The organism is Undibacterium sp. Di26W, assembly GCF_049340265.1.
In the GTDB taxonomy this organism is placed as follows: domain Bacteria; phylum Pseudomonadota; class Gammaproteobacteria; order Burkholderiales; family Burkholderiaceae_D; genus Undibacterium.
Window position 1 is genome coordinate 1 of sequence record NZ_JBMPOR010000002.1, and the last position, 17965, is coordinate 17965.

Annotated in this window: 18 protein-coding genes; all 18 read right to left on the minus strand. The window is 47.9% G+C overall.

What is annotated here, in order from left to right:
* Window positions 1-110 precede the first annotated feature (110 nt).
* Window positions 111-284, minus strand: a complete 174-nt coding sequence (locus tag ACO0LM_RS02405; RefSeq protein WP_423034006.1) for a hypothetical protein — start codon at window positions 282-284, stop codon at window positions 111-113.
* A gap of 105 nt (window positions 285-389) precedes the next feature.
* On the minus strand, window positions 390-614 hold the full coding sequence (locus ACO0LM_RS02410; protein WP_423034008.1) for a hypothetical protein: 225 nt from the start codon (window positions 612-614) through the stop codon (window positions 390-392).
* Window positions 615-794: 180 nt separating this feature from the next.
* Window positions 795-1637 (minus strand): transposase, encoded by an 843-nt coding sequence (locus ACO0LM_RS02415; RefSeq protein WP_423034010.1) that lies wholly within the window; start codon window positions 1635-1637, stop codon window positions 795-797.
* Window positions 1638-1833: 196 nt separating this feature from the next.
* Entirely contained in the window at window positions 1834-2277 is a 444-nt protein-coding gene (locus ACO0LM_RS02420) for a hypothetical protein (protein ID WP_423034012.1), read from the minus strand.
* Window positions 2265-3704, minus strand: a complete 1440-nt coding sequence (locus tag ACO0LM_RS02425; protein ID WP_423034014.1) for an RHS repeat-associated core domain-containing protein — start codon at window positions 3702-3704, stop codon at window positions 2265-2267. The genes ACO0LM_RS02420 and ACO0LM_RS02425 overlap by 13 nt, the downstream gene beginning before the upstream one ends.
* A gap of 47 nt (window positions 3705-3751) precedes the next feature.
* Window positions 3752-5173: a hypothetical protein gene (locus ACO0LM_RS02430; protein ID WP_423034016.1), complete on the minus strand. Its 1422-nt coding sequence runs from the start codon at window positions 5171-5173 to the stop codon at window positions 3752-3754.
* Entirely contained in the window at window positions 5170-7371 is a 2202-nt protein-coding gene (locus tag ACO0LM_RS02435; RefSeq protein ID WP_423034018.1) for a DUF6531 domain-containing protein, read from the minus strand. Before ACO0LM_RS02435 ends, ACO0LM_RS02430 begins: the two co-directional genes overlap by 4 nt.
* Before the next feature lie 657 nt (window positions 7372-8028).
* Entirely contained in the window at window positions 8029-8511 is a 483-nt protein-coding gene (locus tag ACO0LM_RS02440) for a type II secretion system protein (protein WP_423034020.1), read from the minus strand.
* Window positions 8512-8531: 20 nt separating this feature from the next.
* Complete coding sequence (locus ACO0LM_RS02445; RefSeq protein ID WP_423034022.1) at window positions 8532-8930, minus strand: prepilin-type N-terminal cleavage/methylation domain-containing protein; 399 nt, start codon at window positions 8928-8930, stop codon at window positions 8532-8534.
* A 33-nt stretch (window positions 8931-8963) separates the two neighbouring features.
* The gene (locus ACO0LM_RS02450) at window positions 8964-9443 is read right to left on the minus strand and encodes a type II secretion system protein (protein ID WP_423034024.1); all 480 of its coding nucleotides are present in this window, start codon (window positions 9441-9443) and stop codon (window positions 8964-8966) included.
* 12 nt (window positions 9444-9455) lie between these two features.
* On the minus strand, window positions 9456-11717 hold the full coding sequence (locus ACO0LM_RS02455; RefSeq protein WP_423034026.1) for a secretin N-terminal domain-containing protein: 2262 nt from the start codon (window positions 11715-11717) through the stop codon (window positions 9456-9458).
* 215 nt (window positions 11718-11932) lie between these two features.
* A complete protein-coding gene (locus tag ACO0LM_RS02460; RefSeq protein ID WP_423034028.1) occupies window positions 11933-12505 on the minus strand; it encodes a hypothetical protein in 573 nt (190 codons plus the stop codon).
* Entirely contained in the window at window positions 12502-13104 is a 603-nt protein-coding gene (gene pilO / locus ACO0LM_RS02465; protein ID WP_423034030.1) for a type 4a pilus biogenesis protein PilO, read from the minus strand. The genes ACO0LM_RS02460 and pilO overlap by 4 nt, the downstream gene beginning before the upstream one ends.
* On the minus strand, window positions 13101-13655 hold the full coding sequence (locus tag ACO0LM_RS02470; RefSeq protein WP_423034032.1) for a hypothetical protein: 555 nt from the start codon (window positions 13653-13655) through the stop codon (window positions 13101-13103). The genes pilO and ACO0LM_RS02470 overlap by 4 nt, the downstream gene beginning before the upstream one ends.
* The gene (locus tag ACO0LM_RS02475) at window positions 13652-14305 is read right to left on the minus strand and encodes a hypothetical protein (RefSeq protein WP_423034034.1); all 654 of its coding nucleotides are present in this window, start codon (window positions 14303-14305) and stop codon (window positions 13652-13654) included. The genes ACO0LM_RS02470 and ACO0LM_RS02475 overlap by 4 nt, the downstream gene beginning before the upstream one ends.
* Window positions 14306-14489: 184 nt before the next feature.
* On the minus strand, window positions 14490-16184 hold the full coding sequence (locus tag ACO0LM_RS02480; protein ID WP_423034036.1) for a GspE/PulE family protein: 1695 nt from the start codon (window positions 16182-16184) through the stop codon (window positions 14490-14492).
* Window positions 16181-17383 carry a type II secretion system F family protein gene (locus ACO0LM_RS02485; protein WP_423034038.1) on the minus strand — a complete coding sequence of 401 codons (1203 nt, stop codon included), beginning with the start codon at window positions 17381-17383 and terminating at the stop codon, window positions 16181-16183. The genes ACO0LM_RS02480 and ACO0LM_RS02485 overlap by 4 nt, the downstream gene beginning before the upstream one ends.
* A 36-nt stretch (window positions 17384-17419) precedes the next feature.
* Complete coding sequence (gspG, locus tag ACO0LM_RS02490; protein ID WP_423034040.1) at window positions 17420-17863, minus strand: type II secretion system major pseudopilin GspG; 444 nt, start codon at window positions 17861-17863, stop codon at window positions 17420-17422.
* Window positions 17864-17965 lie beyond the last annotated feature (102 nt).

The window sequence follows — 17965 nt, forward strand, 5'->3', positions numbered from 1 at the left end:
CCAGCACTCAACATTAGGTTATCGCTCGCCGGTTCAATATCTGGAAGACTGGATGAAGAAACAAAATCAAGAGAATCTGGCTGCATGACAGTCACCTGATGGTGAACTAATTACCGAGGGAAGCTCACATCTGCTTCTATTTGCGCCCAGAATTTATCATCTTTTTTCTCAAATAATTTATTTTCAATACCGTATTTACTTTTTTGAGATACGCAATTCAAGAATTCAACCCAGTCATTGGGATTGGATTGATAGCCAGAATTGATTGTTGAAAAATAGGCCATTTTTGTTCTCTCGGAAAAAAGGGAAAACCGTTTACACAAAATTCTGGACACCCTCGTTAGGCGGAATGATATCGGTCAATAGAACATCGAACAAGGCAGCAGCAATTAAGTTATATCAAAATCCCGATCAGGCTCAAATTCGTGCCATTCAGGTAAATGCAGCTTGGAAGTTTCTTTTCTATCTTTAAATGCGACGATATGTGCTGCACCTATGGCTTCTGTGATCATGTCAATTTTAGGACATGCCTTAAGTATGTCACTCGCATATTTATCAACGACCTTCGCCGGACCAAAAACCACAATGTGTGGCTGATCAAAGGCTGTATCCATACGCGTCGATTTAATGAGATCCCCCCCTATTCGACTTACAGCAGATGAAAAAAAGGGGTCAGGTCTTACATTACGACAATTCTACGCCAAGGAAATGTGTGAGTATAAGACCTGCCTGTCTCCGACCTTCATTCTCGCGAAAGTCTTTAAAGAAGGCGTGAAATCGACACAAGTCTACTGTCAGCATTTTGCTTCAAATGCCCGTACTGCCCTGCTGACAGTGACGTAGTGAACAGAGAAAAAGGCTGCAATTTCAGCCATGGAATAAGCGCCTGACCGATACGCCTGGGCCATGGCCTCATTGCGGTCGGTGAAGTTTTCCTGATAGGCATGCAATGGCAAAGAAATAGCACGTCGATGCGCGATAGAGACATCCTTGAGGTCTTCAGGGCGCAATTGATGCTGGTATTTTTCGACAAACGCATCATCCCCCAGCAGCAGTTGGTGCCGGGTTGCCAGCAAAGGTGAAGCTAAACCCAGCCCATCCAATACAAATCTGGCATAGGCCACCCTGGCCTGTTTACGTTTAACGCCAAACTGCCCCAATAACCAGTCTGTATCCAGCCACGGCGGGGCATGCTGGTCACGCACGCAAAAATCATAGCTACTCCAGTGCCATTGCTCTGGCAAATTCACCATCCCGGCACGTACTGGATTAAGAATAATGTAGCGCGTCAACTCCAATAAATGCGCTTCTTTTTGTATCAGAATAGCTTTGTACCTGCCCTGGAACAAATGCCCGACTTGTTTGTGACGACGATTAAAACGCTGGGTATACAAGCCATTAAGCTGGCGCATACCACGCGATAAATTGCCATCGATGGTTTCCACCAGCAGATGGTAATGATTGCTCATCTCGCAGTACGCATGTACCACCCAGTTGAAGCGGTCACATACCTCGGTTAACACCGTCAACCACTCTTGCCTGTCCACCTCATCCAAATAAATATCCTCACGCCTGTCTCCCCGGGAAGTGACGTGATACAAAGCACCTGCAAACTCTAATCTTAGTGGTCTTACCATGCTAAAAGTATAGCATGTTTTTTAAGAAATGTATGAATGTAAGACCTGACCCCGGCTTTTGACCCCGGCTTTGGTTGGGGCGCCGCTTCCTGCGGATGGGTGTGTCTAGCAATTCCAAAGTAGCTCCCGCTAAAATCTAACGGGAACTACTTTGAGGGTTTTTTATGCTGGTGTACAGACGGTGCTGATGAGGTGCTTACGATTCAATTTCAGACACCATTTCTAATGTGACTTTTTTCCAACCTTCGTGCATATCACCAGTTTTTTTCTTTAATAACTTCATCAAGTCGGCATCCTTTGAGAAATCATAAGTCTTCAGACGCGAAAATTCCAAGAAAACCGCTGTGATGTCACGTATGGTTAATTCGTCTTGCGTGACTTTTAATTTTTTTTGCAACAATGGAATTACTTGCGGTCCCTGTTCTGCAAAGGTGTGAGCAAGATAAATCGCAGGCGGGTGCATGACCTGATTTCCAAAAAGGAATAGATTATATTGCTCATCAAGGCTATATTTTTTGAATTGCTTTATCTGCTCTGTTATCGACATACGGAAGTAGTTAAGATAATCCTGCCGGTTTGATACTTCAGCATTACCTGATATACAGCCAAATAAAGAAAACAGAATCGCTACCGCGGACATTCTTTTGTGCAATTTTTCTCCCCCTTTTTATCGCCATTATTTAGCGAATTAAGTATTACAGCTTGATAGGCATATGCGTCAATCTCTTTCTGATTCTTTTCATATCCATTCTGACTGTCCCACAAATAACTAGCCCAAGTCATTCCATCGGCATACTGTCCAACATGTACTACTTCGTGGCCTAGCAATGCCAAATCTTCGTTTGTGACAAAACTTTGGTTTGGGTTACGGAAGTAAATGTCATTGCCTCGTGTAATACCTGTTGCCCAGTTAGGTGCGTACCAAGGCATTTCTCCGATATGAATATCTGTACTTCCTAAATCTCTTTCTGGGAGAAATGGCCAAAGTTTACACTTCTCCCATGGAGTTAATGGCCTAAGTCCTTTAGGATCAATATTACTAACCGGATCACCTTTGACATAGGCATAAGTATTTGATCCACCTCTAAGTCCAATCGGATCACTCTCCACATACCTCCCTGCCTGCGGATCATAATCCCTGTAGTAGTTATAGTGCAGATTCGTCTCCGCATCAAAGTACTGTCCCGGGAAGCGCAGGTTAAACGTGAACTTGTTGGTGGCTGTCGTCGGTTGCTCGTTCGGTACCGTTTCCCCAAACGGTGCACTATCCCAACGCCAGACTTCATTACCATTCGCATCCGTGATCACACGCGGTGTGTTGATCTGGTCACTATGAATGTCATACGCCTTCGGTACGTTCGCCGTCACACTCACCGGTACCGCTGCTGAGGTGGTGATTGCCCCAAGGTTGTCCGTCGCCCTGGCTGTGATGCTATAGGTGCCCTGGGCAACATTCGCCCAGTTAGTGGTGAATGGGGCTGTGGTTATTGTCGCAATAGTCGTTGCGCCATTGAAGAATTCCACCTTGGCAATCGTGCCGTCAGTATCTGTCGCAGTCGCATTCAGGATGATAGTCGCCGGTGCTGTTGCACTCGCCGGGTTGGCCGTCATGCTGACCGTGGGCGGACTGTTGTTGATGACATTCACAGTGACCGGTGTGCTGGTCGCGGTGGCGTTGGCACTGTCAGTCGCTTTGGCGGTGACGCTATAGCTGTTGGCAGTGACATTTGTCCAGTTGACGCTATAGCTGTTACCGTTGGCTATGGTCGGTGCACTCGCTGTGGCGATCAGTGTCGTGCCCTGATAGAACTGCACCTGGTTGATGCTGCTGCCACTGACGGCTGTTGCCGTGGCGGTCAGGCTGATGCTGGCCGGGGCGATGAAGTTGCCATTGGCAGGAGCCGCCTGAGTGGTCTGCAATACGGCTGGTGCCAGGCTGATGGTCGGCGGTGTGGTGGTTTGAGCTTGCACACCTGGAACTGCGAAGCAGCTCAACAGGACAACACCCATTGCTGACAGTTGCAAGCTGCCCCATGCCCTACGCACGGTTTGTAAAGTTGAATTCATGCTTTTGCTTTTTCTAATTGATTAGTCAGGGGCAGAAATGCGCTGCTTTACTTGATGACTGCTACAGGAATATCGCCCAGGTAGATGTAATCCACATCGCTTTGCCCGCTACGTTCGCTAATGAGCTTGCCGCCGCCATCGTAGTGATACAGGGTACTGGTCGCGGCATTGCCGCCATTTGCCGGTACGGCCTTTTGCACCCGCTGCCCCAGCGCATTGATGGTGTATTGGACGACACCGATGCTGGTGGTGACTGCGGTCATGCGGCCCCGGGTGTCGTACGTAAACTGGGTATTGCCGTTATTGTTGATGCTGCCGTTGGCGTCGCTGACGATCGCATTGCTCTGGCTATCAGCAACCTGGGTCAGGCGGTTGCTGGTGCTGGCATAGCTATAGTTGGTATTGGCGGCACCAGTTGTTTTGGTACTGCGGTTACCCACGGCATCATAGGTAAAACTCTGGCTGGTTTGCGGGGTGGTGTAGCTGGTCAGCCGGTCAAGATTGTCATAGCCATAGCTGGCCTGGCGATTGCTGTTGTTGACTTCATTGATCGCGGTAATGCGGTTGGCCGCATCATAGGTGACTGCCTGCACCTGGTTGTTGAGGGTGTAGCTGGCGATCCGGCCTTCATTGTCAAAGCTGCGTGTGGCTGCTTGCCCTGCACTGTTGTGATAGCTTTGTACGCCACCAAAGGGGCGATAAACGACCTGGCTGACCAGGGTCAGCGTTATTCCGTCTTTGCTGCTGTCGATCTGGGTAATCCGACCCAGGCTGTCACGGGTGTAGCTGACTTTACGGCCATTTGGATAGGTCAGGCTGCTGATGCGGCCTGCGTTGTCATACTGGTAGCGGGTCACATAGTTGACGGCATTGATGGTGCGGGTATCGGTCAGGATGCGACCACGGCTGTCGTAGCTGTACTGGATGGTGCTGTTGGCATCTGCGATCTGGGTCAGGCGGCCTTTGGCATTCACGCCCTGGTCGTAGCTGTAGTTGATGATGCTGCCATCGTTATAGGTGATGCGGGTAATGCGATTGAGTACGTCATAGACGTAGCTAGTGGTCTGGTTTTTAGCATCGGTGCGGGTCAGGATATTGCCGGCGGCATCGACGGTGGTCGTGGTGACGCCGGTATCCGGACTGGTCTGGTTGAGCTGATTGCCCAGGCCGTCAATACTGTACAGGGAACTAAGGTTGCGTGCATCGGTGACTCTGATCAGGCGATGCTGGCCGTCATAGTCATAGCCGGTGACTTTGTTATTGCCATCCGTCTGCGTTTGCAGGCGGTTGTGGGCGTCGTAATTTTGCAGCGTGGCGACATTGTTGGCGTTGGTAATTTTAGTGACATTGCCGACGTTGTCGTAATCGTACTGATAGACGGTGGTTTGTGCCTGGGCCTGGCTGCACAGGGCAGCCACGGCCAGTACCATCATTTTAGGAGTGATGGCAGGGTTCAGGTGGCGGCTCATTGTGCGGCTCCTGTTACTGTGCGTAATTGGTTCAATGTGTCATACACACGGCTGACCTGACGCGTTAAGTTGCCACTGCTATCGGTGACGGTTTCATTGATGCGGTTACTCATGATGTCGAGGGTGTAGTTGATGCTGTTGCCCAGGCTGTCGTTGATTTTTATCAGGCGATGGGCGTCGTCATAGGTGTAGCTGATGCTGCTGCCATCTGGCAGGGTGACTTTGGTCATCTGGCCCACCCCATCGTATTGATAGCTGGTGGTTTCTGACACGCCGTCACCGTTAGTCACACGCTGGCTTAACCAACCACGTGGGGTGTAGCTCAGTGTCGTGACCAAGCCATTGGGGTCAGTAATCTGGCCAACGCGGCCATTGCCGTCATAATTAGCGAGAGTCGTGACATGACCAGCGGCATTGCTGACGGTACTGAGGTTGCCTTTGGTGTCGTAGGTGTAGGTGGTTCTATCTACGACATCGGTACGTGGGCCAGTTACCGTCAACATTTGGCCTACATTGTTGTAGGTGTAGGTCCAGACACGGGGTGTACCGGTCACGCTGGCATTCGCACCCTGGCTGCCATTCGTATCAGTGGTTGCCTGCGTGGTTTTAGTCAACGCATTACCTTTGGCATCATAGGTGTAGGTCGTGCGCAGCAAGGGTTCGTTGATTTGTGCTGGCAGGCGATACGTTGCATGCCACGAGGTGGTTGTGGTTAAAGGTTGCGACGTATTGAATGCGTCTGTACGGCGAATCTCCAGATTACGGGCCATATCAAAATCGTAGGATGTCCCGATATCTTTCCAGTCGTATTTACTAGTCAGATTGCCGTTGGCGTCGTAACCATGGCCTTTGGTCGCTAGGCAACCGGCACACCGGTCATACGTACCACGGTACTTGGCAACCCCTAGTTTCCAATCATATGCATACGCCGTCCCACTAAAACCAGGATTGGTGCTCGTTCCAGTAAAATATTTCACGCCATGAGTGCTATGGCCCTCTCCCTGAAACCCATATTCAATTACCACTTTTTCCACGCCGCCTGCATGCATGGATAAAGTCGCATTACCCTTGCAGTCATATCCCCAGGAGGCAAACCGGACGCCGTTCTCATCAGTGATGCCTGTCAGCATATTCACCATGGAAAAACTGTTCGCGTAAGAATAAAAACGGCACGCGCTATTGAGTAACCCTGGTTCATTGTAATGATAGGTTTTAGTCTTGCCGTCCGGGTATACCAGACCAGTCAGATTCAAGGCGTCGCAGGTATAGTTGTGTTCCAGATGTGGCCACTCACCTCTGTCGCGCCAGGTACAGCCTGCCGACGGGCCATCATAAGTAAAGGTGTATTCCTGATTGTCTGGCGCGATCACCTTGGTGATGCCTTTGTAGCCTGTTTCAAACTGGATTTGATTGCCCCAATTGTCAGTCACACATAACAATGAGCCTTCATTGACGGCAGGTTCCCCTTGCACATGGCTACAGACGGGCGCATCTGCAGGCCATTTGTAAATGGCACTGTTATTGTTGACGCCAGTAGCATAAGTCAACGTTTGTGTAATGCCACTACGGGAAGTGATGGATAACAGCTTGCCAGTTGCGCTGTATTTCTCTACATCTTCCGTGTTGGCATCCACAAACGTCCAGACTATATTGTTGTTGGCATCAACACCGGCACGCAAAGTGCTGCTGATATCGGCATCGCTAACACCAACGCCGCTCGTCATGGTAAAGACATTACGCTCACCATTCGGGCGGGAGACCGATACAATTGCAGGGACATTGGTGCCAGTTAATGGTTGCGACTGGCTATAGCAAGACGTGACATCATCCGACCAACTCTGGAAGCAATAGGCGTTGGGGCCACCTTCTGGCTTGACCAGTTCTTCTCGTATGCCCGAGTCGAAGCGCGTAATCCAGCGACGACCAAAAAAACGCTTCAAGGATTCATCGACATTGTATTGGCTGCCATTGTAGAAACGCTCGAAACTCAAGCCACTGCTGCCCACCACAAAATCGACTTCCTTCTGGATCTTGGCACCGTTCGCTGGATTAATAGGGTTGCCGCAATTCGGGCAAGAAGGCGGTTCTTTATTCGGGTCAGGACGGTTGGGGTCTGGTGCTGCGCATATTTGCTTCCACGGCAACCACTTATTACCGGGGGGGCATTTGCATGAGACGGCGACTCCGTCATCGAACAATTCGCTTCCTGCCCCCATGCATACAGGTCCTTTTAATATCCAATATTGAAAATTGGCTAAACCTTGCCCGCTAACATCTCTATAGACACAGGCAGCCTGCTTTTCCGATCGTGGATACGGACTATCCTTTGGAGCTATACCGAAAATGTGCAATCCACTCGTATCAGCCTTTGCAGATACATCACAAACCTCCTCTGGCGTATCATAAAGAGCCCAACCCAAGCCCCCTGCCGACCATTTATACACCGGTGGCGGAGCTGTATCACTCAACGCATGCGCGAAGGATCCGAACATTAAAAGAGACAGGAGTACTAATAGTTTATGCATAACGAAATTTAAAAATTTAACACAAGGGGACACTCATACGTCAAAGACGTATGATCATTAGACCGTGATCGATATAGTGATGTAACTCAACAACAACGAGACAGGAAGGGATTGAAGACACGCACGCGCAAAACTAAGGCTACATTTGCACTCGGATTTTTATCAAAATAAACGATGCAATTATATTATGAAAAAGTCCTTATTGTTAAATTTTGTTACCAATTTATTTCCGCGTGGATATCTTGACATTTCATACACAAGGTGATTATTTGATAGAAAAACAAAAACTTCACTAAAACTCCACCGTAGCCAAGTCAGTAATGAAAATCCTCAAGGCGTTTTAAATACCCAGTCTTCATAGCTTTTTTTATTTTCAAAATCACTCATTGAAACTGGAAACTGGGCAATCTTGATCGGTTGCCGGTCTGATTTGCTGTGAATGCCAACGATGCCTTTACCGTCTGGCGAAGTGATCAAACCCCAGTCTGGTTTCAAGCGAATGGGGTCAATATATAGCTTGCGCAAATGTCGCCTGACGGTGGGTGTGCGCTTGTCGCGCAATAGTTCATCCAGTGATGGCGGTGCCTTGTTGCCACCGGGTGGCGTGGCGTTGGCGTAGCTTAACAAGGCACGTTGAAATTCTTGTCCGATGAAAAGCAGTTCTTCTTCGGCCGCCCGTCTTTGTGCAAAAGAAGCCAGTTGCAAGGTCGCCATTGCCGCAAGCGACAATAATGCCAATATCAGCAGCAGGCTGAGATAAGTCAGGCCGCCGGATCGGTACATGAATAGGTAATTGGACCGGTGATTGTTCATCCTGATTGGCCTGGCATGCATCATAAAGAGCGATACGGCTTGCCATCAGCACGCTGCCCTTGCGCGCCACTTTGCAGGTTATAGACTTGCCCTTGCTGCCCTTCCGCTGGCGGAATGATCAGCCAGGTGGATGCACTCTCTGTTATTGGGTCTATTGGCAGGGCCTTCAGGTATTTTCGCTCTACCAGTTCTGATAAGCTGTCAGGGTAACGGGCAGTGTCTGCATAGAACTTGTCTATACTTTCCCTGGTGGTGCGCAGGTTTTCTAGCAAAACAGTTTCTTTGCCTTTGTCTATACTTTGAAAATATCTGGGTATGGTCAGCGTCGCCAACAGGGCAAGAATAGCCAGCACCACTAATAACTCTATGAGTGTAAAACCGGTACTGCACTTTGCAATTGATGGATGTTTCCTCTGCATTACCTGCTGCCTTCTATTTTTTAATATTGACCATCACCACTGGCGATAAGCGATGCCGTTTAAACCTGTTTGTTTACTGACCGTATAGATGTCGTAGACATCTTCGCCTTCTTGCGGGTCGCTGGCTTCGCTGGCATAAGAACGCTTACCCCATGAACTTGCCGCATCCAAGGTTTGATTCGCTTGCATAGGGTCATGCGGCAACCTGCGTAACAGGTATATCTTTTTGCGATTCGGATCACGCTGATCAATCAAACCGTCTACCAATACATCCAAACTGGGTGGATAACCCGACGCATTGAAGTTGCGGGCAATATGCCCTTCATCACTAAGTCGCTTGTATTGATCGATGGCATTGCGTATTTCTCTCAAGGAGAGGCGCAACTCCTGTTCTTTGCCCCGTTGCGCCGACAATTGCACCATGGGGACGGCAATGCTGGCTAGTACGCCGATAATTGCCAGTGTCACCAGCAATTCAATCAGCGTAAAACCCAATGCATTTTTTGATTTCATTGTTCTGGTCAATCAAGGCAATATTTCAATGTTCACCGGTGCTATCTGCGACATGGGAAGCACTTTGCCAGTCATACCGACAGGCGCTACTGATGTGACTTGTACTGGGGTGGATTCAGCCGCTGCCATAGCACGGAAATTGATTGTCATCAAACTACCAGGGCTGCTTGCGCCGCCCAGTGTACGGACATTGGTGACAACAACTTGGCCGTTGGGATCAATTTGCGCATTGAAGGTGGTTGCCGCCCCGCCCTGCTTTAAAAATATGCCTTCATTTACGCTGACAACTTGTAATACTTGCGGGTTAAAGCTCAGGCTTAATGGCACACTGGTGACCGCCTGATCCGATTGCATGATCAATTGCAGCGAAAAAATGTCACCTATTTTTACACTGCGTGGCCCCTGCCAGCCCAGTTGCGGCATGCCGGGCAAGTTGGCAGCAGCAACACCAGGCCCGATAACACCTGCATTGCCTGTATTGGTGCCAGCATTGGCATTGCCATTCAATGCATTGGCATTATTTTTTGGTGCGGTTTTGGATGTATCAACACCATTGGAAACAGTTGCCGCTATGGTTGTAGCTGCAGCATCAGGAAAATCTGGGCGAACCCTGAAACTTGTTTCTGTACCTGATTGAAATTCAGCATTGACCGCATCTGGTCGCTGGATATTGCGTATTAAATGCGGGGTAATCGACAAGACGATTTCTGTTTTTTGGCTGTCGTCAAGCTGACTACCGAACAAACGCCCTACCAGCGGCAATTCACCAATGCCAGGCATTTTGTTGGCAGAGTTACGCTCTTCATCATTGATCAAGCCTGCCAATATTTGTGTCTCGCCATTTTTGAGGCGCAGTACTGTACTGGCAGTACGTGTGCCAATTTGGTATGCCACGGAACCAGATTGTGTTTTGAGTTGATTGGTCAGGCTACTGACTTCCAGCGCAATTTTGATACCAACATCGTTGTCAAGATAAATGGTGGGTTCGACATCCAGTTTTAAACCCACTTCGATATAGTTGATGGATTCTGAAACAAAGCCTGTTGATGTTGCCGTAGTGGTGATATTGGGCACACGTTCACCTATCAGGATTTTGGCTTTTTCATGATTTTTTGCACGTATGCGTGGATTTGCCAATAAATTAGCATCACCTGTTTCTCTTCTTGCCTTGACAGAAACGGGGCTTACACCGACACCTATGGTGGAAGGATTGATATTGCTGCGCAAATCACGCAAATTCAGTGCGCCACCAGCGGTTGCAGACAAAGGTGTCAAAGTAAGGCTGTTTGGCCACTGTATGCCCAGGTCCAAAAGACGGGTACGTTTAATCTCCAGTATTTCTACTTCGAGCATGACTTCCGGTTCTGGTACGTCGTGCAGGGCAATCAGTTTTTCTGCCAGCTTGATTGCATCCGGGCTATCCCGCAATATCAGCATATTGAGCTTTTCATCAACGACAATGTCACGGGTCTTTACTATGGTCTTGAGTGAACTGGACACTGCCTTGGCATCGGCATTGGTCAGGTAAAAGCTTTTGACTATCATCTCTTGATATTCTTTTTGTTTCGCTGCAGTGTTTGGGTAAATCAGAATGGTATTGCTATCGAGCACCTGTTTTTCCAACTGATTGGTCAACAAGGTAAAGTGAATGGCTGCTTCTATCGTGCTATTTTTTAGCAAAATGGAAGTGCGTTGATCGGTCTTGACATCACGATCGAATAAAAAGTTGATACCTGAGGTACGGGAAATAACTTCAAAAACCTGTCTTACTGGCGCATCCCTGAATTCTATGTTGATTGGCTTTTTGTAATTGCTTGTTACCTTGGCTTCTTGCGGGGCCTGCGCAATCATTTCAGACACCACTCTGCCCAGCCTGTTGGCACCGGCATTCATAGGGTTTTCTGTCAGGATTTTTTTCAGCAATTGCTGTGCATGTACAAAATCTTTCTTGTCATATGCACTTTGCGCCTCAGTCAATATGGCTGCATGCTGATCAAACATCTCCAATTTCAACAGACCTGCCCTTGCCTGTTCGTTGGCTGCATCTATGCTTAAAATTCTTTGATAGTTTTTTCTCGCAGCCTGGTATTTTTCCAGTTTGACCGATTGGTCGGCCTGTTCTGACAAGTCGTAGATTATTTTTTCTCGCGTTTTGAGGTAAGCCTTGCGATATTCAAGCTGGTCAGGTGCTGCTGCCATGGCAAGTTTGAATTTATCCAGGCCCTCTTCAAGCTTGTCCTGGGCAATAAAGTCTTTCCCTTCACGATAGGCCATCTGCGCTGCGCAGCCACATAGTGATAGGGATACGGCGATGACAACCATATATCGTAAGGACTTACGCAAAACCGCCCCAACTGCGTTGCAGCTCCTGGCCGTACTAAAGTACTGTCTTCGTCGCTGCACCTTGTTGTAACAATTTTGCGTAAATCCTATTAAAAAGGAACGGCTAGAGTATGAAGTCATAAATAATTAATCTGCTGATGGTGGCGTCAATCAACGCTACCAATTTGTATGGTTTGTACCTGATTCAGGGGCAAGTAAGTCAAGGTCATGACAGGCGGTTTGATGGAATCGACTCTATAGCTGCCTTCAAGCACACTCTGCTCTTGAACGATATAGGTTTTGTCACCGTAAGACAGGTAAACTTCTGTCGCTCCTTCTTCTATTCTTTTTCCGATATAACGAAACGGTATTGGCGGCGCCGTTGGTGGCGGAGGTGGCGGAGCCTTGACCATTGGCGGTGGAGGCGGCACCCACGATTGCGCAGAGAAAAAACCGTCACTGGCCTTATAGTCGCCAGAGATGAGGGTTTTTCTATCAATAATGCTGGCAATGCTGGTTTCAGCTTTTTTCTCTGTCCTGGCATCAGTTTGCTTGCCTGCCTGGCTGTACGCCGACTTGCTGGGCATCGCTTCATTGCCTGGGACATTGACTTCTTTTTTTGTTGCTTTTGCTGAGGTGGCGGCGTCAACAATGCCATTCTCGGGTGTCTTGTCTGCAAAAAAAGCGAACCAGACTGCTACCAGCAAGCAGATGCCAAGTAAGATTTTTCTTAACTTCATTCGATATTTCCTGAAGTCTGTACTGGCTCATCAGTGACAAATAAGGTGAAAACGATTTTTGAATCAATGACCGTCCCATTAATCGTTTCACGCTTGAACGAAATTTCATCAAGTGACGCAAAGGGAATAGTGAGCAGCACTTGCTCTATAAATTTGCGCAGTTGCTGGTAAGTACCCTTTACTGGCAGTTGTATGCGGTAGGTAAAATACTGACCTGCATTATTTTCTGATAGTTGATATTCGCCGGTCTTAAGTGCGATACCCGACTCTGCTGCCAAAAAAAACACTGTCTTGAGTTGCTGTTCAACATGTTTTTTTTCGCCCAAATGTTCATAGAACAGATGTATGCGAACTGTATTTTCATCGCTGACCATCTGTTTCATTTCGAGCTGCTGCGATTGTTTTTTATCTTTCAATTCTGTCGCCCGCTCTTCAAGTCGAAAGACTTGTTTTTGCGTGTAAGGGATGCCGCAAAACCAGGCAACAATAATCGCTATAAGTACCAAGAGCAGAAACAAGTTCGCCACGCCGAAAGTACGGCAAGCGACTTGTACTAGCAAGCTTGTTTGCAGTGGGCGATTGATACGATGACTGATCATTGTTTTACCTCACGCTGCCACTGCGCCTCAAATTGAAAACGGATTGGTTTGCCTGGATCTTGTTCATTGATTTCATGTTTTTCCAGAACGACCGAAGAGAAAAAAGTTTGGCGCTTCAATATTTCGATATAGGCAATCATGTCGTCACTGGTTTTGGCTTCGGCAATTCCTTTCATCAGTGCCTTTTTCATGTCTGGAGTTACTTGCAACAAAGCCGCTTTATCTGTTGTCGCTTTCTCCAGTGCGTCAAGTAAATTGGTCCATGGTGTATTCAATTGCCCAATGGCCTGATTGACCGCGTTGATTTTATCGATGGGCAGTTTCACCACTACCTGCTTTTTCTTATTTGCTTGTAACTTGGCTATTTCGGCTTGCACAGACTGCACTTTAGCCTCTGCATCCATCTGCCTTTGCAACAGTTGTGTATAACGCCACGCCAAAATACCGCCCATTGACAGCACCAGCACCGTTAACAAAAAAGTCGTCAACGTCGTGTTATGTAAGCGCCTTACCAGGGAGTTGGGCGCGAAATCAATTCGCAATATGTTCATGATGCCGCTCTCGCTGGCAAACGATCTACCTCTTTCGCCTTCAAGGGACTTGCATCCGTGCTTGGTAAAACAAGCTTAGTGACAGTCCAGGTTTTTGACGTAGAACTATTGGCACACGCCCAGTGCGCAGGTATATCGCCCACCAATTTAAGCTGCCCGGGCATTGGCAATTGATGTGAGATGGACTCACGCTGTATTTGCGCACACAACCAGTCTTGCGTGCTACCCAATGGCATGATCAGCGTTTTTATTGCCTGCAACCGACCTTCATTGATCATGGCCAGCACCACACTCTGATCGAAAATGGTAGCAAACCAATCCGCCGCCGCCAACTGATGCCGACAGTCATTCCAGATACGTACAAAACGTGGCTGCATACTCAATACGTGCTGACGACAGGTTTTAGTCGAATTTGAAATGGCCATTTGCAGCATCTTTGGTATGGCACAAACCAGGGATGGTGATGCAAGTTGCCAATCGGCGTTTATCTGCCAATCATCACTTGGTAGCCCATATAAAGACTCAAAGCGCATCTTGGCAACTGCCATATAGTCCTGCAAGGATTTTGCGTTAGCAGGTGGCAGCACAACAAAATATTTGACTAAATCATCAGTAATCGTCAAATCCAGCAGGGTCGATTTTTTTGACAAGCCATCAAAAGCTTGGCCCCATGCTTCTGGCAGGTTTGTCCAGTTGAACTGTGCGTCTGCACTCAATGCATATTGATGCTGATGCAGTGGTGTCAGTTTTTTTGAGCGATGCCATGCCGCTGGCCTGTACACCAATTTCAAATAGGCGGCGTGAATATCGACACTGATGGATGACGCAAATACTTTAAGCATGCAGCGTAATCCTTTTGATTTCTTCCAGTGTGGTTTCACCACGCTGTACCAGTGTCAGGGCTGCTTCTCGTAGTGTTGTGGTACCGTTACGACGAGCGGCATCCTTGATTTGCCTGATAGGACGCTTTTCGATAATCATTTCCCGAATTTCATCAGTCAATGTCAGTATTTCTGCAATCGCACGTCGCCCTTTGTAACCTGTCCCTCTGCAGTCACCACAACCACTGCCTTTTCTAAAATGGAACCCCTGCACTTCATCCAGCGTAAGATTGACACGCTTAAGCATATTTTCATCCACTGGTACAGTGGTCGAGCAATGTGGGCAATTGATACGCACCAGGCGTTGTGCCCATATACCATTCAAGGCAGAAACAAAGGCATACGGATCTATGCCCATATGAGAAAAGCGTCCAAAAACGTCGAACACGTTGTTCGCATGCACGGTGGTCAACACCAGATGACCTGTCAAGGCTGACTGCACGGCAATCTCCGCTGTTTCCTGGTCACGAATTTCACCGACCATGATTTTATCGGGATCGTGCCGCAAAATTGAACGCAGGCCTTTGGCAAAGGTTAAACCTTTTTTTTCATTGACAGGTATTTGCAAGATACCCGGCAACTGATATTCAACCGGGTCTTCGATTGTAATTATTTTTTCTCGCCCATTATGTATCTCAGACAAGGCTGCATACAGGGTAGTTGTTTTGCCTGATCCTGTTGGACCGGTGACCAATAACATGCCATATGCTTCTTCCGTCAATATGCGCAAGGTAACCAAGGAAGATGCATCAAACCCCAATGCTTCAAGACTTAACGTGCCATAGGATTCAACCATGGCTTGCTTGTCCAGAATACGGATTACTGCATCTTCGCCATGAATGCTGGGCATGATGGAAAGACGTAAGTCAATTTCCCTATCGTTCACTTCAATGCAAAAACTACCGTCTTGTGGCACACGACGTTCTGAAATATCCAGCTCTGCCAAGACTTTCAATCTTGAAATTACTTGTTCGGCATCAGAAATACCCGTCGTTGACGTGATGTGATCCAATACACCATCAATGCGATATTTCACTGCCAGTCCTTGTGGGGTACTTTCCAGGTGCACGTCTGAAGCCCCTGCTTTGAGTGCATCGTATAAAGTAGCGTTGACCAACTTGACCGCAGGGCTGGTTGCCTCGCTTATGGAGCCATAGGAGAGTTTGGTAGCCGCCTTGCTTTCACGCTTTTCATGAGATGTCGAGTTCACCAGCCCATCAGTAGTTTTTGCTGATTCTTCCTGCTTGGACAAATAGGCTTGTATATCCGAACTTAAGGCAAGACGAAATTGTATTTCTGATTTTGCGGTGGAATTCAAGAAGACCTGAATATCTGGATCAAATGCATCTGAAATAATCCCTGACAATTTGCTGCTGCCATCGCGTAAAATCAAACACTGTTTTTGCATGGCCCGGTTCAAGGGCAACAAATCGAATGCAGGCTCACAAGCCAGCATATCAGCGGTTTCCGCTATGCGCATGTCAAATAAAACTGCCACCGATACCAATAACTGTCTTGGTTCCAGATGACTTATTTGGATTAATGCATCCCACAAGGAAAGGTGGTGAGAAGATGCAAAATCTCGTGCCTCTTGCAGCAAGGCATTGCTTATTTTTACAGTGTTGGGAACGGTGTTGGCAGTGTTCATGAAAAACCATCCGCTAGATTAAATATAGGCATATACAGCAGCACGACAATGACACCAACAATAATGCCTATCACTGCCATCAAGAGCGGTTCAAAACTGCGAATGAAGCGATCTATCCAGCGACTGATTTCGCCTTCATAAAAATTGGCTGACTGTGTCAGCATCTTGCCTAACTCACCGGTTCTTTCACCAACACGTAAAAGCCGCTGTGAAATGGGAGTGGTCAAATGATGACGTTCAAATGCGTCTGACAACATCACCCCGGACTCAATGGCGTCGCTGGCCTGCTTCAACGCTGGCTGCATATCTGCGTTCAACATTGTTTTCGTTGTCGCCAGAGCGGTAACGATGGGGATGCCGCCATCAAGCAGCATGCCTAAAGTCATGTACAGCCGGGACAGGGTGTAAATTCGGATAGATTCGCCAAAGCCTGGTAACTTGCTGATGATTCCTATAGCACCACCACCTTTCCATACGCGCACCAATAAGAAAACAAGCATTGAAACAAATACCAGGCTAGCCACGCTGATGGCTGCGCCATGACTGGCGACGAAATTCCCCCAGTCCAGTAATAGTTGAGATGACCAGGGCAGTTCCCGGCCAGTTCCCCGGTATACTTCGGCAAAGCGCGGCACGACATACCCGAGGAGGAAAAAAGTCACGCCAGAACCTACCGTAAACAGTATGCAGGGATAAATCATGGCGCTGATGATCTTGTTGCGAACAACGTCGATACGCTGCTGATATTCAATGAACCGGGATAGTGACGGCGCTAAACTGCTGGTACGTTCGGATGCTTGCACTATGCCGACAAACAAAGGGCTGAAGTAGTCATTTTGCTCAAGCAGCACTTGGGAAAAGCGCTTACCTTCTTGCAGCCCGGAGAATACCCTTGACAGAACTGAGCGTATATCCTGATTACTTTCTTTTTCCAACAAGGCTTCAAGTGACTCTACGATGGTCAAGCCGGCATTGAGCAAGGCAAGCAATTCCTGGCTAAATAAAAGCAGGGAAAATTTGCCCTGGCCAGCACCTCTGCGGAACAAAGCTCCGAAAGGCAGCGTATTGGCCTGCTGAATTGAAGATATGACCCATCCACGCGCCCTGATCTGAAGGCGCGCATCATTTTCATCGCGCGCATCGAGCAGTTGCTCGACAATTCGTTGATCTGGAGTCAATGCCCTTACTTTGTAGCGCATACCATTTAATTTTCAAGAACTGTGCGCTCAAAGCACTTAATTACTAATATCGGCATCATCACCGGTACCGCCTGCCTGTCCATCTTTTCCATAAGAGCTGATGTCAAAGTCTTTGTCTTTTGCTGGTGACTGATAGTGATATGGTCGCCCCCATGGATCTAAAGGAATGGCTTTTTTAAGATAAGGGCCATTCCATTTTGGATTTGATGCAGGATTCTCCAGCAAGGCTGTCATACCCTCTTCCGTTGTCGGGAAGCGTCCCACATCAATCCGGTATGTATCCAGGGCTTTCTCGAAAGCTGTTATCTGTGCTTTGGCGACTGCAACTTCGGATTTGCCGATCTGTGAAAAGTATTTTGGCCCCACATAAGAAGCCAGCAAACCGATGATGACGACTACGACCAATAATTCGAGCAATGTAAAGCCTGCTGACGAAGGTCGAATAAATCGCCTTCCCGGCTGATGAGGTAATGCGTTCACTTGTATTTTGAGTCTTTAGCTAATGTAGAAATTTTGCGCAGCTTTTATGCACATATTTATTGCAGAAAGAATTCGGCGCGGGCTTGAATGAGCAGGAGTGAT

What these genes read in the sequence shown, in the direction of transcription:
- ACO0LM_RS02405 (WP_423034006.1), bottom strand. Translation starts at nt 284, where the DNA reads ATGGCCTATTTTTCAACAATCAATTCTGGCTATCAATCCAATCCCAAT.
- ACO0LM_RS02410 (WP_423034008.1), bottom strand. Translation starts at nt 614, where the DNA reads ATGGATACAGCCTTTGATCAGCCACACATTGTGGTTTTTGGTCCGGCG.
- ACO0LM_RS02415 (WP_423034010.1), bottom strand. Translation starts at nt 1,637, where the DNA reads ATGGTAAGACCACTAAGATTAGAGTTTGCAGGTGCTTTGTATCACGTC.
- ACO0LM_RS02420 (WP_423034012.1), bottom strand. Translation starts at nt 2,277, where the DNA reads ATGTCCGCGGTAGCGATTCTGTTTTCTTTATTTGGCTGTATATCAGGT.
- ACO0LM_RS02425 (WP_423034014.1), bottom strand. Translation starts at nt 3,704, where the DNA reads ATGAATTCAACTTTACAAACCGTGCGTAGGGCATGGGGCAGCTTGCAA.
- ACO0LM_RS02430 (WP_423034016.1), bottom strand. Translation starts at nt 5,173, where the DNA reads ATGAGCCGCCACCTGAACCCTGCCATCACTCCTAAAATGATGGTACTG.
- ACO0LM_RS02440 (WP_423034020.1), bottom strand. Translation starts at nt 8,511, where the DNA reads ATGAACAATCACCGGTCCAATTACCTATTCATGTACCGATCCGGCGGC.
- ACO0LM_RS02445 (WP_423034022.1), bottom strand. Translation starts at nt 8,930, where the DNA reads ATGCAGAGGAAACATCCATCAATTGCAAAGTGCAGTACCGGTTTTACA.
- ACO0LM_RS02450 (WP_423034024.1), bottom strand. Translation starts at nt 9,443, where the DNA reads ATGAAATCAAAAAATGCATTGGGTTTTACGCTGATTGAATTGCTGGTG.
- ACO0LM_RS02455 (WP_423034026.1), bottom strand. Translation starts at nt 11,717, where the DNA reads ATGGCCTATCGTGAAGGGAAAGACTTTATTGCCCAGGACAAGCTTGAA.
- ACO0LM_RS02460 (WP_423034028.1), bottom strand. Translation starts at nt 12,505, where the DNA reads ATGAAGTTAAGAAAAATCTTACTTGGCATCTGCTTGCTGGTAGCAGTC.
- pilO (WP_423034030.1), bottom strand. Translation starts at nt 13,104, where the DNA reads ATGATCAGTCATCGTATCAATCGCCCACTGCAAACAAGCTTGCTAGTA.
- ACO0LM_RS02470 (WP_423034032.1), bottom strand. Translation starts at nt 13,655, where the DNA reads ATGAACATATTGCGAATTGATTTCGCGCCCAACTCCCTGGTAAGGCGC.
- ACO0LM_RS02480 (WP_423034036.1), bottom strand. Translation starts at nt 16,184, where the DNA reads ATGAACACTGCCAACACCGTTCCCAACACTGTAAAAATAAGCAATGCC.
- ACO0LM_RS02485 (WP_423034038.1), bottom strand. Translation starts at nt 17,383, where the DNA reads ATGCGCTACAAAGTAAGGGCATTGACTCCAGATCAACGAATTGTCGAG.